This window comes from Streptomyces sp. NPDC003943, assembly GCF_053605265.1.
This window is the reverse complement of record NZ_JBSGIW010000002.1, coordinates 1-13,711: the sequence shown is the minus strand read 5'-3', so window position 1 is coordinate 13,711 and position 13,711 is coordinate 1. Positions and strand designations below refer to the sequence as shown.

Below are 13,711 nucleotides of genomic sequence, written 5' to 3'. Positions count from 1 at the left end.
GGCCCCTTGGCGCATCCGCTCGGCCACGCTTCGGGGCGGAGTGGCGACGCCGGGCGTCCGTCCGGAGGTCAGCGCTGGGACAGCTCCGACGGCGCCTCCTGCACCACCCACCCGTTGCCGTCCGGGTCGGCGAAGGTCAGGAACGAGTTCCAGGGCTGGCCCCGGCCCTCCTCCCAGCCCGACGCGCCCACGTGCACCACCGGCGAGATGTCCACGCCCGCGGCGGCGAGCGTGGCGCGCGCCGCGTCGATGTCGGTGACGCACAGCTGGAGCCCGTGCAGGGTGCCGGGTTCCATCTGGCGGGCGCCGGGGAAGGGCGGCATGCCCTGGACCAGGGAGAGCGAGCAGCGCGAGCCCGGCGGGGTGATCTGGATGACGCGGACGCCCGGGGCGACCTCCTGGTCGAGGTCGACCTTGAAGCCGAGCCGGCCTCCGTAGAACTCCTTCGCCCGGTCCAGGTCGCTGACGGGTACGGGGACCACTTCCAGTGTCCAGTTCATGCCCCCGATTCTGCCGCCGCGCCCCGCCGCGCGCTCCCCGGGGCGACCCGGCGCCCCGCCGGGGATAGGCTCGACCGGGCATTCAATCGACCGGTGGAGGGAGCGGCGGAATGACGGCGCCGGGACGCAGGAGCAGTACGTTCACCCGGCTGCTGCGGCACGGGTTCACCGACCCGTCCGCCGCCGAGCGGCTGCTCGACCTGGACGACCTGGCCCCGCTGCGCGGCGACTCCGTGCTGCTCGACGCCCTCGGCGCCACCGCCGACCCCGATCTCGCGCTGCTCGGCCTGGTCCGGCTCGTCGAGGCGCAGCCGCCGGCCGAGCGGCCGGCCTTCACCACGACGCTGCTTTCCGCGAAACCGTTCCGGGACCGGCTGCTCGGGGTGCTCGGCGCGTCCGAGGCGCTCGCCGACCACCTGGCCCGGCACCCGTACGACTGGCAGGCGCTCGTCACGTACGAGGCGGCCGATCTGCACCCGGGCGTCGCCGAGTTCGAACGCGGGCTCGCCGAGGCCGTCGACCCGGTGACGCTGCGGGTCGCCTACCGGCGCTGTCTGCTCGCCATCGCCGCCCGTGACGTGTGCGGCACGACCGACGTCGCGCAGACCGCGGCCGAACTCGCCGACCTCGCCACCGCCACCCTGCGGGCCGCCCTCCGCATCGCCAGGGCCGCCGCGCCCGAGGACGCGGCGCACTGCCGGCTCGCCGTGATCGCCATGGGCAAGTGCGGCGGCCACGAGCTGAACTACGTCTCCGACGTCGACGTCATCTTCGTCGGCGAGGCGGCGGACGGCACCGACGAGTCCAAGGCGCTGCAGGCCGCGACCCGGCTCGCCTCCCACCTCATGCGGATCTGTTCGGAGACCACGGTCGAGGGCAGCATCTGGCCCGTCGACGCCAACCTGCGCCCCGAGGGCCGCAACGGGCCGCTGGTGCGCACCCTCTCCTCGCACCTCGCCTACTACCAGCGCTGGGCCAAGACCTGGGAGTTCCAGGCCCTGCTGAAGGCGCGCGCGGTGGCCGGCGACGCCGACCTCGGCGCCGCGTACATCGACGCCGTCTCCCCGCTGGTGTGGCAGGCCGCCGAGCGCGAGAACTTCGTGCCCGACGTGCAGAAGATGCGGCGCCGGGTCGTCGACAACATCCCGGCCGGCCACGTCGACCGCGAACTGAAGCTCGGCCCCGGCGGCCTCAGGGACGTCGAGTTCGCCGTACAGCTCCTGCAGTTGGTGCACGGCCGCAGCGACGCCACGCTGCACAGCGGCACCACCCTCGACGCGCTCGCCGCCCTCGCCGCGGGCGGCTACGTGGGCCGCGCCGACGCCGCCCAGCTCGACGACGCCTACCGCTTCCTGCGCGCCATGGAGCACCGCATCCAGCTGTACCGGCTGCGCCGCACCCACCTCGTCCCCGAGGGCGAGGCCGATCTGCGACGCCTCGGCCGCTCGCTCGGCCTGCGCACCGACCCGGTCACCGAGCTCAACCGGGAGTGGAAGCGGCACGCGGCCGTGGTGCGCCGGCTGCACGAGAAGCTGTTCTACCGGCCGCTGCTCGACGCCGTCGCCCAGCTCGCCCCCGGCGAGATCCGGCTCAGCCCGAAGGCCGCCGGGCAGCGGCTCGAAGCGCTCGGGTACGCCGACCCCGCCGCCGCCCTGCGTCATCTGGAGGCGCTGTCCTCCGGCGTCACCCGCAAGGCCGCCATCCAGCGCACGCTGCTGCCGGTGCTGCTCGGCTGGTTCGCCGACTCGGCCGACCCGGACGCGGGCCTGCTCGGCTTCCGCAAGGTGTCCGACGCGCTCGGCAAGACGCCCTGGTACCTGCGCCTCCTGCGCGACGAGGGCGCCGCCGCCGAGAACCTCGCCCGGGTCCTGTCCGCCGGCCGGCTCGCCCCCGACCTGCTGCTCCGCGCCCCCGAGGCGGTCGCCATCCTCGGCGACCCGGAGGGCCTGAAGCCGCGCGGCCGCGACCACCTGGAACAGGAGGTGCTCGCCGCCGTCGGCCGTGCCGAGGGCCCCGAGCAGGCGGTGGCCGCGGCCCGCGGAGTGCGCCGCCGGGAGCTGTTCCGTACCGCCGCGGCCGACCTCATCGCCTCCTACGGCACCGAGGACAACCCCCGCGAGGCCGACCCCGGCGCCCTCGTCGACCGCGTCGGCCGCGCCGTCACCGACCTCAACGCGGCGACGATCTCGGGCGCGCTCCGGGCCGCCGTGCGCGCCGAGTGGGGCGAGGAGCTGCCGACCAGGTTCGCCGTCATCGGCGTCGGCCGCTTCGGCGGGCACGAACTCGGCTACGGCTCCGACGCCGACGTCCTCTTCGTGCACGAGCCGCGCGAGGGCGTCGACGAGCAGGAGGCGGCGAAGGCCGCGAACCGGGTCGTCACCGAGATGCGCCGGCTGCTCCAGCTGCCCACCGCCGACCCGCCGCTGCTCATCGACGCCGACCTGCGCCCGGAGGGCAAGAGCGGCCCGATGGTGCGCACCCTGAAGTCCTACGGGGCCTACTACCGCCGCTGGTCGCTCGTCTGGGAGTCCCAGGCCCTGCTGCGGGCCGAGCCGATGGCCGGCGACCGGGAACTCGGGCAGCGCTTCATCGAGCTCGTCGACCCGCTGCGCTACCCCATGGAGGGCCTCGGCGAGGACGCGGTCCGCGAGATCCGCCGCCTCAAGGCCCGCATGGAGACCGAACGCCTGCCGCGCGGCGCCGACCCGACCCTGCACGCCAAGCTGGGCCGCGGCGGCCTCAGCGACGTCGAGTGGACCGTCCAGCTGCTCCAGATGCGGCACGGCTGGGCCGAACCGGGCCTGCGCACCACCCGCACCCGCGAGGCGCTGGCCGCCGCCCACGCGGCCGGGCTCATCGGCACGGAGGAGGCGCAGACCCTGGACGAGGCCTGGGTGCTCGCCACCCGGGTGCGCAACGCGGTGATGCTGGTGCGCGGCCGCGCCGGCGACACCTTCCCCTCCGAGCCGCGCGAGCTGGCCGCCGTCGGCCGCTTTCTGGGTTACGCCCCCGGCCATGTCGGTGAGATGGTCGACGACTACCGCCGGATCACCCGGCGGGCGCGGGCGGTGATGGAGGAGCTGTTCTACGGCGCGTAGGCAGGGTGTGGACGGGCGGAAAACGCATACGCCGGCGCAACACTCCCTCGTGTCCGATGGGCGCATGAACCACGACGCACCCCTGAACGCCCGCCGTCTCGTGATCCCCGGTCTGGCGCTCCTCGGCCTCGCGAGCGCCGGTTACGCCCTGCGCGGGCCGCTCATGATGGCCGCCCCGAGGTGCATGGCCGGGCGGTGGCACGGCTGCTACGACACCTTCAACGGCGTCGTGCTCATGACGCTGGTCGCGTTGCCGCTCGCCGTGCTGGTGGCGTGGGCCCTCGCGCGGCACCGCCGGGCCGCCGGTGTCGCGTCGCCGTGGCGGCTTTCGCTGGCCGAGGTGGGCATGGTCCACGGGACGGTGCCGTTCCTGGGGATGACCCTGATGCCGGGCGCGGCGCCCGGCATCGCGCCCGCCCGGGTGAGCCTCGTACCGCTGCGGGACCTGGTCGGCATGGGGACGCTCGGCATCGTCGGAAACCTGCTGGTCTTCGCGTCGCTGGGCTTCTTCGCGCCGATGCGCTGGACGGCGATGGCGTCCCTGCCGCGGATCCTGGCGCTCGGCGCCGGCTGCTCGGTCCTGGTCGAGACCGCGCAGTACGTGCTGCGCCTCGACCGGGTCACCTCCGTGGACGACGTCCTGGTCAACGCCACCGGCGCGGTCCTGGCCGGGCTGGCCTCGCGCCGCTGGTGGCGCACGGCGGCGGAGACACCGGCGCATACGCCGCCGATATGCCCCGTTCCCTAGGCTTCGCCCATGCGCGTACTGATCGTGGAGGACGAGCCGCATCTGGCCGAGGCCGTCCGGGACGGCCTGCGGCTCGAGGCGATCGCCGCCGACATCGCCGGCGACGGGGACACCGCCCTGGCGCTCCTCGGCGTTCACTCCTACGACCTCGCGGTGCTCGACCGTGACATCCCCGGCCCGTCCGGCGACGAGGTCGCCCGGCACATCGTGGCCTCCGGGAGCGGCATCCCGATCCTCATGCTGACCGCCGCCGACCGGATCGACGACAAGGCGTCCGGCTTCGAGCTGGGCGCCGACGACTACCTGACCAAGCCGTTCGAGCTGCGGGAGCTCGTCCTGCGGCTGCGGGCTCTCGACCGCAGGCGCGCGTACGCCCGGCCTCCGGTCCGCGAGATCGCGGGCCTGCGCCTCGACCCCTTCCGCCGGGAGGTCTTCCGCGACGGGCGCCCCGTCGCGCTCACCCGCAAGCAGTTCGCCGTGCTCGACGTCCTCGTCGCGGCCGAGGGCGGGGTCGTCAGCGCCGAGGAGCTGCTCGAACGGGCCTGGGACGAGAACGCCGACCCCTTCACCAACGCCGTCCGCATCACCGTCTCCGCCCTGCGCAAACGGCTCGGCGAACCCTGGCTCATCGCCACGGTGCCGGGCGTCGGCTACCGCATCGACCCGTGCCCCGACCGTACGGACGAGGCGTGACCGCGACCAGACGTGCCGGGCTCAGCGCCCGGCTCAAGCTCACCCTCAGCTACGCCGGCTTCCTCGCGGTCGCCGGCGGCCTGCTCCTCGCCGTCGTGTGGGTCTTCCTGCTGCGGTACGTTCCCGACAACGACCAGGGCCTGCTCGGGATCTCGCCCAACCGCTACCTGCTCGTGCACACCTTCGCCCCCGCCGCGGCCGTCGCCATGGGCTTCCTGCTCGTCTTCGGCCTCCTCGGCGGCTGGCTCCTGGCCGGGCGGATGCTCGCGCCGCTCGACCGGATCACGGCCGCCGCCCGGCTGGCCGGCGACGGATCGCTCTCCCACCGGATCCGCATGCCGGGCCGCCGGGACGAGTTCCGGGAACTCGCCGACACCTTCGACACCATGCTGGAACAGCTGGAGTCGCACGTCGGCGAGCAGCGGCGCTTCGCGGCGAACGCCTCCCACGAACTGCGCACCCCGCTCGCCGTCTCCCGGACGCTGCTCGAAGTCGCCCGCAGGGACCCGGCCCGCGACCGCGACGAGGTCCTCGCCCGCCTCCAGGCCGCCAACACGCGCGCGATCGACCTCACCGAGGCCCTGCTGCTGCTCAGCCGCAGCGACAGCGGGGCCTTCAACCGTGAGACCGTCGACCTCTCCCTCGTCGCCGAGGAGGCCGCGGAGACCCTGCTGCCGCTCGCCGAGCGGCGCGGGCTCACGCTCGACGTCACCGGGGGAGCGGCCCTGACCAGCGGCTCCGCGGAGCTGCTGCTGCGAATGGCGACGAACCTCGTGCAGAACGCGATCGTCCACAACCTGCCCGCCGGCGGCAGCGTGACCGTCCACACCGAGGCGCGGGACGGCGCGAGCGTGCTGCGGGTCGAGAACACGGGCCGTGTCGTCCCGCCGGACCTGGTGCCGACCCTCACCGAGCCCTTCCAGCGCGGAGCGGAACGCGCCCGCACCGACGAGCACGCCGGCGTCGGCCTCGGCCTCGCCCTCGTGCACAGCGTCGTCCGCGCCCACGACGGGACCCTCGACCTCGTCCCGCGCCCGGCCGGCGGTCTGCGCGTCACGGTCCGGCTGCCCGCAACCCGCTAGGAGCCGTCCAGCCGGCGCCGGCAGTGCTCCAGGTACCCGGCGAGCGCCAGCTCGAAGGCCTCGTCCGCCCGGTCCTCCGTCATCTCCGTGAGCGCGCGGGCGAGCCGCGGGGTCGTCGTCTCGTCGGGGAGCTCCCACATCGAGGCCGGGGCCGTCATGTCGAGGGCCGAGCCGAGGACCAGGTTCTCCATGCCGATGAGCACCGGCATCACGTCCCGCAGCGGGAAGCCCGCGTCGAGCAGCCGGGCGACGACCTTCTCGTACTGCAGGAGCACCTTGCGCGCGCGGACCGGTGACGTCGTGAGGAGCGAGATCGCGCGCCGGTGGGCGGCGAAGGCGGCCCGGTAGGAGCGGGCATAGGCGGCCACGGCCGCGTCCCAGGGCTGGAGGTCCAGGGTGCCGTCGTCGATCGCGTCGCAGACCCGCTCCCGCAGCAGCTCCACGATGCCGTCCCGGCCGTCCACATGGTGGTACACCGATGCCGTCTGCACCCCGAGCCGCCGAGCGATCTGCGGGACGCTGAAGTCCCCCTGCTCGTCGACGAGTTGGAGCGCCGTGGTGGTGATGCGCTCCCGGTCGAGGAGGGGCGTGCGCGGCCGGCCCATGAAGGTTTTCCCCTAGGTCAGGTCTTCCCGAATCGTCGGACCCGAGGCTACATTGCGCCAACCGAAAGGCTTTAGGTTTCCTGTTCCTGTCGCGGAAGGGCCTCCCCAGCCATGTCCTCCAGCACCTCCGACAAGCCACCCGGCGCGCCCGGGCTGAGAACCGGCACCCTCACCACCGCCGACATCTCCTTCTTCGTCGTCTCCGCCGCCGCCCCGCTCACCGTGATGGCCGGCGTCGCCCCCATCGCCCTCGTCCTCGGCGGCATCGGCGCCCCCGCCGGCTACCTCCTCGCCGGCGTCACCCTCGCGATCTTCGCCGTCGGCTTCACCACCATGAGCCGCCACGTCCGCAGCGCCGGCGCCTTCTACGCGTACATCGCCCAGGGCCTCGGCAAACCCCTCGGCATCGCCGCCGCGCTCATCGCCATGGTCGGCTACAACGGCATGGAGATCGGCGTCTACGGACTCCTCGGCTCCGCCACCGCCGACACCGCCCACGCCCTGTGGGGCGTCGACCTGCCCTGGCTGCCGATCGCCCTCGCCGGCCTGCTGCTCATCTGGTACGGCGGCTACCGCTCCATCGACTTCGGCGCCAAGGTCCTCGGCGTCCTCCTCGTCGCCGAGACCGGCATCCTCGTGCTCCTCGCCGGCGGGGTGCTGCTCAAGGGCGGCGCGCACGGGCTCTCGCTCGCCTCCTTCGCCCCCGGCCATGTGCTCGTCCCCGGCACCGCCGCCGTGCTCGCCTTCGCGTTCTCGGCCTTCACCGGCTTCGAGTCGACCGTGATCTACCGCCGCGAGGCCCGCGACCCGGCCCGCACCATCCCCCGCGCCACCTACATCGCGGTCGGCTTCCTCGGCCTCTTCTACGCCTTCGTCGTGTGGACCGTGATCCAGGCCTTCGGCGACGACCAGGTCGTCGCGGCCGCCGCCGGCGACACCGGCGGGCTCTTCTTCAGCGCCATCACCACCTACGTGGGCTCCTGGGCCGCCGACCTGATGCACCTCTTCATCGTGACCAGCATCATCGCCTCGCTCCTCGCCTTCCACAACGCGATCAACCGCTACGGCCTGGCCCTCGCCGAGGAGGGCGTGCTGCCCGCCGCGCTCGGCCGGATCCACCCCCGCCACCGCTCCCCGTACCTCGCGGGCGTCGTCCAGACCGTGCTCGGCGCCGTGATCGTCCTCGGTTTCGCGGCCGCCGGCGCCGACCCGTACACCCAGCTGCTGCTGTGGGTGAACACCCCCGGCATGCTCGGACTCATGGCGATGATGCTGCTCGCCGCCGTCGCCGTCGTGCGCTACTTCCGCCGTGTCCCGCACCAGGAGGGCGCCCTGCGCACCCTCGTCGCCCCGGTCGCGGCCGCCGTCCTGCTGGCCGTCGCGCTCTGGCTGGTCGCCTCCAAGGTGGCCCTGTTCACCGGCGCCTCCACCACCGTCAACGCGGTCCTCGTGGCCGTCGTCCCCGCCGTCCTCGTCCTCGGGCTCCTCCTCGCGTACCGGCTGCGCCGCACCCGCCCCGAGGTCTACGCCCACTTCGCCGCCGAGCCGCCCACCGAAGGAGCCGACGCCCCGTGCCCGCACCCGAGCTCGTCCTCCGCAACGCCCGCCTCCGCATCCCCGACCCCTCCCACCACACCGCTGTCGCCGTCCGCGACGGAGTGATCACCGCCCTCGGCGACGACACCGACGCCCGGGACTGGCGCGGCCCCGGCACCGAGGTCGTCGACCTGGGCGGCGCCACCCTCACCCCCGGCCTCACCGACTCCCACAGCCACCCCGTGTGGGGCCTGGAGATGTACACCGGCACCGACCTCTCCGCCGTCACCGACCTCCACGGGCTGCGCGCCGCGCTGCGGACCGCCGAGCGCAGGGACGGCTGGGTCCTCGGCTTCGGCCTCGACCACAACGTCTTCGCCGGCCGGCCCGTCCACCACGAGCTGATCGAGGACGCCCTCGACGGCGCCCCCGCCCACCTCCGCCTCTACGACGGCCACTCCGTCCTGGTCAGCGCCACCGCCCTCGAAGCCGCCGGCATCGACGGGCCGCGCTCCTTCACCCAGCGCTCCGAGATCGTCTGCGACGGCGCGGGACGCCCCACCGGGCACCTGGTCGAGCACGCCGCCATGGAACTGATGACCCACGTGCTGCCCGCCCAGCCGTACGCGGAGCGCCGCGACCGGCTCGTCGCACTGCTCGCGGAGATGGCCGGCACCGGACTGACCGGCGCCCATGTCATGGACCTCGGCGGCCACGACGTACCCGGCCTGCTCGCCGCGATCGAGGCGGACGGCGACCTGCCGCTGCGGCTCCGCCTCGCGCCCTGGTGCATGCCGGGGGCCACCGCCGAGGAGCTCGACACGCTCGTACGGCTCCAGGAGCGGGCCGGGCGGCTCTGGCGGGTCGGCGGGGTGAAGTTCTTCATGGACGGCACCGTCGAGGGCGGCACCGCCTGGCTGGAGCACGCCGACTGCCACGGCCAGGGCACCGCCGCCTTCTGGCCCGACCCGGCCGCGTACTCGGCAGCCGTACGGCACCTGCACGGCGCGGGCGTCGGCACCGCCACCCACGCCATCGGCGACGCGGCGGTGCGCCATGTGCTCGACACCGTGGAAACCCTGGGCGCCTCAGCCCACCGGACCGGGCCCCGGCACCGGATCGAGCACATCGAGACCGTGCCCGACGACCAGCTCCACCGGTTCGCCGCGCTCGGCGTCGCCGCCTCCATGCAGCCCCCGCACACCGCGTACACCCGCGCCGACCGCACCGACGAGTGGTCGAAGCGGCTCGGCGACGAACGGGCCGCCCGGGCCTGGCGCTGCCGGGACCTCCGCGACGCGGGCGCCACGCTCGCGCTCGGCTCCGACTGGCCGATCGCCCACCACGACGCCCGCCAGGTCCTCGCCACCGCCCAGGCCCCGCGCGGCGCCGCGTCCGCCCGCGCCGGGCTCACCGGACGGATGGCCCTGGAGGGCATGACGACGCACGCGGCGCTGGCCGCGGGGGAGGAGCGGATCGCGGGCCGGATCGCGCCGGGCTACCGGGCCGACCTCACCGCCTTCACCGTCGACCCGGTCGACGCCCCGGCCGACGAGACCGCGACCGCGCCGATCCGGCTCACGGTCGCGGGAGGGAGGATCACCTACCGGAGCTGACGCGCTCCGGGGAGTCCTGGGCCCCGGCGTCCGCCGGGTCCCGGTCCGCCCCCTCCGCCGGGGGCGGACCGCCCGGCGTGACGCCCTGCGGGACCGACGCGAGGGGCTCCACCAGCTTCGGCAGCCGGTGCGGGTGCGTGCCGAACCAGACGTACGCGACGGCGAAGCCGAAGCTCAGGCAGAGCACGCCGCCCACCGCGTCCAGCCAGAAGTGGTTGGCGGTGGCCACGATGACGACGAGCGTCGCCGCCGGGTAGAGCATGCCGAGGATCCGCGCCCAGGGCGCCTTCGCCAGCAGGAGGATGGTGAGCCCGCACCACAGCGACCAGCCGATGTGCATCGACGGCATCGCCGCGTACTGGTTCGACATGTGCTTGAGGTTGCCCGACGCCATCGAGCCCCAGGTGTGGTGCACGAGCACGGTGTCGGTGAAGTGGCCGCCGTTCATCAGCCGGGGCGGCGCGAGCGGGTACAGGTAGTAGCCGACCAGGGCCACGGCCGTCGTCGCGAAGAGCACCGTGCGGAACGCCGCGTAACGGCCCGGATGCCATCGGTACAGCCACACGAGCACACCGATGGTCACGACGAAGTGCAGCGTGGCGTAGTAGTAGTTCATGCCCACGATCAGCCAGGTCACCGAGTTCACGGCCTGGTTGACGGCGTGCTCGAAGGCGAGCCCGAGGCTGTGCTCGGTCTGCCACACCCAGTCGGCGTTCCTGAGGGCCTGGGTCTTCTGCTCGGGGACCGCGTTGCGGATGAGCGAGTACGTCCAGTAGCTGACCGCGATCAGGAGCACCTCGAACCAGATCCGCGGGCGCCGGGGCGTACGGGCCCGCAGAGCGCGCGCGAACCAGCCGTCGGCCACGATGGGTGACGACGGGGTCGTCCGAATTTCCGAGGTCTTCACGGTCGTTTCACCCATAGGAGGAGAGTTTGCCAGATGCCTGCTCCTCGACCGATCATCCCTCGGTCGGGTATCAGGCGCACCCGCTCCGCCTCAGGACGTAGGGGAAGAGGCAGGGGACACGGCCGGGGACACGGGCGCCGAGGCGGTCGATCCGCGCACCACCAGCTCCGGCATGAAGACGAACTCGCTGTGCGGCGCCGGCGTCCCGCCGATCTCCTCCAGGAGCGCCCGGACCGCCGCCTGCCCCATCGCCTGCACGGGCTGGCGGATGGTGGTGAGCGGCGGATCGGTGAACGCTATGAGCGGGGAGTCGTCGAAGCCGACGACGGAGACGTCCTTCGGCACCTGCAGCCCCTGCTGCCGGGCCGCCCGGATGGCGCCCAGCGCCATCATGTCGCTCGCGCACACGATCGCCGTGCAGCCCTTGGCGATGAGCGCGGCGGCGGCGGCCTGGCCGCCCTCCAGCGTGTAGAGGGAGTGCTGGACCAGCTCGTCGGTCTCCTCCGGGGAGAGTCCGAACCGCTCCCGCATCCCCTTGCCGAAACCCTCGATCTTGCGCAGCACCGGCACGAAGCGCTTCGGCCCGACCGCGAGCCCGATCCGGGTGTGGCCGAGCGCCGCCAGGTGCGTCACCGCCAGCACCATCGCGGCCCGGTCGTCCGGGGAGACGAAGGGGGCCTGCACCTTGGGCGAGAAGCCGTTGATGAGGACGTACGGGACGCCCTTGCCGCGCAGCCGGTCGTAGCGGCCCATGTCGGCCGTGGTGTCGGCGTGCAGTCCGGAGACGAAGATGATGCCGGCCACGCCGCGCTCCACCAGCATGTCCACGAGCTCGTCCTCGGTGGACCCGCCGGGGGTCTGGGTGGCGAGCACCGGGGTGTATCCCTGCCGGGTGAGGGCCTGCCCGATGACCTGCGCGAGCGCGGGGAAGATCGGGTTGTCCAGCTCGGGGGTTATCAGTCCGATGAGGCCCGCGCTGCGCTGGCGCAGCCGTACGGGCCGCTCGTAGCCGAGCACGTCGAGCGCGGCAAGCACGGATTCGCGGGTGGCCGAGGCCACACCGGCCTTGCCGTTGAGCACGCGGCTGACTGTGGCTTCACTGACCCCCGCCTGGGCTGCGATGTCGGAAAGCCGCGCGGTCATGGGAGTGGACTGTACCGCTCGCGGGTCGGATTGCCCACCACGTACGGGTTCCGGCCGCTCTCGACTCCCTTCGGGTGTTCTTTCGCAAGTTCTTGCAAGCCGAACCGGGGTCTCTTCGCTGTCAAGCGGCTCATCGGCAACCTTCGGGACACGCGGATGTAACGATCCCCCGGTCTTGCAGAAATTTCCCGCAAGGTCTTTCGGCGAGTTTTCATCCCTGTTACGTTCCTGCCCAGCCCGGCGCGCCGCGAGGGAGCGGTCGCATGAGGAAGGTTCGAGCCCCTCGTCCACCCGGGACCATCCTGAAGGAGTTCACATGCGGCGTGGCATAGCGGCCACCGCGCTGGTCGCGGCCCTGGGCGTGACCCTGGCGGCGTGCGGAAGCGGCGACAACGGTTCCTCCGGCGGCGGCTCGAAGGGCTCGGGCGAGCTCTCCGGCACCGTGACCTGGTGGGACACGTCCACGGTCGGTTCCGAGGACAAGGTCTTCAAGCAGCTTGCCGAGGACTTCACCAAGCAGCACCCCAAGGTCACGATCAAGTACGTCAACGTGCCCTTCGGCGAGGCCCAGAACAAGTTCAAGAACGCCGCCCAGTCCGGCGCCGGCGCCCCCGACGTGATCCGCTCCGAGGTCGCCTGGACCGCGGACTTCGCGAACCTCGGCTACCTCGCGCCGCTGGACGGCACCCCTGCGCTGAAGGACCAGGACGACTTCCTCAAGCAGGCCGCCGCGTCCACCAAGTACAACGGCAAGACCTACGCGGTGCCGCAGGTCATCGACTCCATGGGCATCTTCTACAACAAGAAGATCTTCAAGGAGGCCGGTGTCGAGGTCCCCAAGACCATCGACGAGCTGAAGTCCGTCTCCGCCAAGATCAAGCAGAAGACCGGCAAGACCGGCCTCTACCTGCGCGGCGACGACGCCTACTGGTTCCTCTCCTTCCTGTACGGCGAGGGCGGTGACATGGTCAACGCCGACAGCAAGACCGTCACCATCGACAACCCCGCCGGCGTCAAGGCGTTCAAGACCGTCAAGGACCTGGTCGACTCCAAGGCCGCGATCACGGACGCGACCAACGGCTGGGACAACATGCAGGCCGCCTTCAAGGACGGCAAGGTCGCGATGATGATCAACGGCCCGTGGGCCGTGACCGACACCTACACGGGCAAGGAGTTCGCCGACAAGGCGAACCTGGGCATCGCCCCGGTCCCGGCCGGCTCGGCCGGCCAGGGCGCCCCGCAGGGCGGCCAGGGCCTCGCCGTGTACGCCGGGTCGAAGAACCTGGACGCCTCCTACGCCTTCGTCCAGTACATGAGCTCGCCCGAGGCGCAGATCAAGGTCGCCAAGGAGCTCAGCCTGCTCCCGACCCGTCAGTCGGCCTACAACGACCCCGACGTGGCCCTCAACCCGATGATCACGTTCTTCAAGCCGGTCGTCGACAAGGCCGTCGAGCGCCCCTGGATCCCCGAGGGCGGCAGCCTCTTCACCCCGCTCGTCACCGAGTACACCAAGGTCCTCACCAACCAGACCAGCCCGGAGGACGGAGCCAAGGCGGTGGGCGACAACTACCGCAAGCTCCTCAAGGGCTGGAAGTAACGGCAGCACCGGGTAACGGCAGCAGCGGCAGCAGACGAGGAAGGCAGACCGGCTAGATGGCTGTGGACACCAGCAGCCAGTCGGTGGCGAAGGCCGCGGGCGACGACGTCGCCCCCCGGCCGGGCCGCCGCCCCCGGGACCCGGAGAGCGCCCCCCGCGGTTACCAATCCACCCCCATGGAAGCCA

General features: G+C 72.8%; 11 protein-coding genes. 7 read left to right on the top strand and 4 right to left on the bottom strand.

Annotated elements, in window-relative coordinates:
• Positions 1-68 precede the first annotated feature (68 nt).
• On the bottom strand, positions 69-500 hold the full coding sequence (locus ACWEV0_RS01125; RefSeq protein ID WP_453145296.1) for a VOC family protein: 432 nt from the start codon (positions 498-500) through the stop codon (positions 69-71).
• 110 nt (positions 501-610) lie between these two features.
• Between ACWEV0_RS01125 and ACWEV0_RS01120 the strand changes: the two genes are divergently transcribed.
• From ACWEV0_RS01120 to ACWEV0_RS01105, 4 genes are all read left to right on the top strand, one after another.
• On the top strand, positions 611-3,598 hold the full coding sequence (locus ACWEV0_RS01120) for a bifunctional [glutamine synthetase] adenylyltransferase/[glutamine synthetase]-adenylyl-L-tyrosine phosphorylase (RefSeq protein ID WP_453145294.1): 2,988 nt from the start codon (positions 611-613) through the stop codon (positions 3,596-3,598).
• Between the two features lie 64 nt (positions 3,599-3,662).
• On the top strand, positions 3,663-4,346 hold the full coding sequence (locus ACWEV0_RS01115; RefSeq protein ID WP_453145292.1) for a VanZ family protein: 684 nt from the start codon (positions 3,663-3,665) through the stop codon (positions 4,344-4,346).
• Between the two features lie 9 nt (positions 4,347-4,355).
• On the top strand, positions 4,356-5,039 hold the full coding sequence (locus ACWEV0_RS01110; protein ID WP_453145290.1) for a response regulator transcription factor: 684 nt from the start codon (positions 4,356-4,358) through the stop codon (positions 5,037-5,039).
• A complete protein-coding gene (locus tag ACWEV0_RS01105) occupies positions 5,036-6,121 on the top strand; it encodes a sensor histidine kinase (RefSeq protein ID WP_453145288.1) in 1,086 nt (361 codons plus the stop codon). Before ACWEV0_RS01110 ends, ACWEV0_RS01105 begins: the two co-directional genes overlap by 4 nt.
• On the opposite strand, the gene ACWEV0_RS01100 is transcribed toward ACWEV0_RS01105, so the two are convergent.
• Positions 6,118-6,726 carry a TetR/AcrR family transcriptional regulator C-terminal domain-containing protein gene (locus tag ACWEV0_RS01100; RefSeq protein WP_453145286.1) on the bottom strand — a complete coding sequence of 203 codons (609 nt, stop codon included), beginning with the start codon at positions 6,724-6,726 and terminating at the stop codon, positions 6,118-6,120. The genes ACWEV0_RS01105 and ACWEV0_RS01100 overlap by 4 nt on opposite strands.
• Before the next feature lie 111 nt (positions 6,727-6,837).
• Here ACWEV0_RS01100 and ACWEV0_RS01095 point away from each other — a divergent pair, with 111 nt between their 5' ends.
• Both ACWEV0_RS01095 and ACWEV0_RS01090 read left to right on the top strand, forming a co-directional pair.
• Positions 6,838-8,388 carry an APC family permease gene (locus ACWEV0_RS01095; RefSeq protein WP_453145284.1) on the top strand — a complete coding sequence of 517 codons (1,551 nt, stop codon included), beginning with the start codon at positions 6,838-6,840 and terminating at the stop codon, positions 8,386-8,388.
• Entirely contained in the window at positions 8,298-9,878 is a 1,581-nt protein-coding gene (locus ACWEV0_RS01090) for an amidohydrolase (RefSeq protein ID WP_453145282.1), read from the top strand. Before ACWEV0_RS01095 ends, ACWEV0_RS01090 begins: the two co-directional genes overlap by 91 nt.
• Here the strand turns inward: ACWEV0_RS01090 and ACWEV0_RS01085 are convergent.
• Both ACWEV0_RS01085 and ACWEV0_RS01080 read right to left on the bottom strand, forming a co-directional pair.
• Positions 9,862-10,800: a phosphatase PAP2 family protein gene (locus tag ACWEV0_RS01085; protein WP_453145280.1), complete on the bottom strand. Its 939-nt coding sequence runs from the start codon at positions 10,798-10,800 to the stop codon at positions 9,862-9,864. The genes ACWEV0_RS01090 and ACWEV0_RS01085 overlap by 17 nt on opposite strands.
• Positions 10,801-10,875: 75 nt before the next feature.
• Positions 10,876-11,928 (bottom strand): LacI family DNA-binding transcriptional regulator, encoded by a 1,053-nt coding sequence (locus ACWEV0_RS01080; RefSeq protein ID WP_453145278.1) that lies wholly within the window; start codon positions 11,926-11,928, stop codon positions 10,876-10,878.
• A 316-nt stretch (positions 11,929-12,244) separates the two neighbouring features.
• Here ACWEV0_RS01080 and ACWEV0_RS01075 point away from each other — a divergent pair, with 316 nt between their 5' ends.
• Positions 12,245-13,525: an extracellular solute-binding protein gene (locus ACWEV0_RS01075; RefSeq protein ID WP_453145276.1), complete on the top strand. Its 1,281-nt coding sequence runs from the start codon at positions 12,245-12,247 to the stop codon at positions 13,523-13,525.
• The last annotated feature ends 186 nt before the right edge of the window (positions 13,526-13,711 follow it).

What these genes read in the sequence shown, in the direction of transcription:
- ACWEV0_RS01125 (WP_453145296.1), bottom strand. Translation starts at nt 500, where the DNA reads ATGAACTGGACACTGGAAGTGGTCCCCGTACCCGTCAGCGACCTGGAC.
- ACWEV0_RS01120 (WP_453145294.1), top strand. Translation starts at nt 611, where the DNA reads ATGACGGCGCCGGGACGCAGGAGCAGTACGTTCACCCGGCTGCTGCGG.
- ACWEV0_RS01115 (WP_453145292.1), top strand. Translation starts at nt 3,663, where the DNA reads ATGAACCACGACGCACCCCTGAACGCCCGCCGTCTCGTGATCCCCGGT.
- ACWEV0_RS01110 (WP_453145290.1), top strand. Translation starts at nt 4,356, where the DNA reads ATGCGCGTACTGATCGTGGAGGACGAGCCGCATCTGGCCGAGGCCGTC.
- ACWEV0_RS01100 (WP_453145286.1), bottom strand. Translation starts at nt 6,726, where the DNA reads ATGGGCCGGCCGCGCACGCCCCTCCTCGACCGGGAGCGCATCACCACC.
- ACWEV0_RS01095 (WP_453145284.1), top strand. Translation starts at nt 6,838, where the DNA reads ATGTCCTCCAGCACCTCCGACAAGCCACCCGGCGCGCCCGGGCTGAGA.
- ACWEV0_RS01085 (WP_453145280.1), bottom strand. Translation starts at nt 10,800, where the DNA reads ATGGGTGAAACGACCGTGAAGACCTCGGAAATTCGGACGACCCCGTCG.
- ACWEV0_RS01080 (WP_453145278.1), bottom strand. Translation starts at nt 11,928, where the DNA reads ATGACCGCGCGGCTTTCCGACATCGCAGCCCAGGCGGGGGTCAGTGAA.
- ACWEV0_RS01075 (WP_453145276.1), top strand. Translation starts at nt 12,245, where the DNA reads ATGCGGCGTGGCATAGCGGCCACCGCGCTGGTCGCGGCCCTGGGCGTG.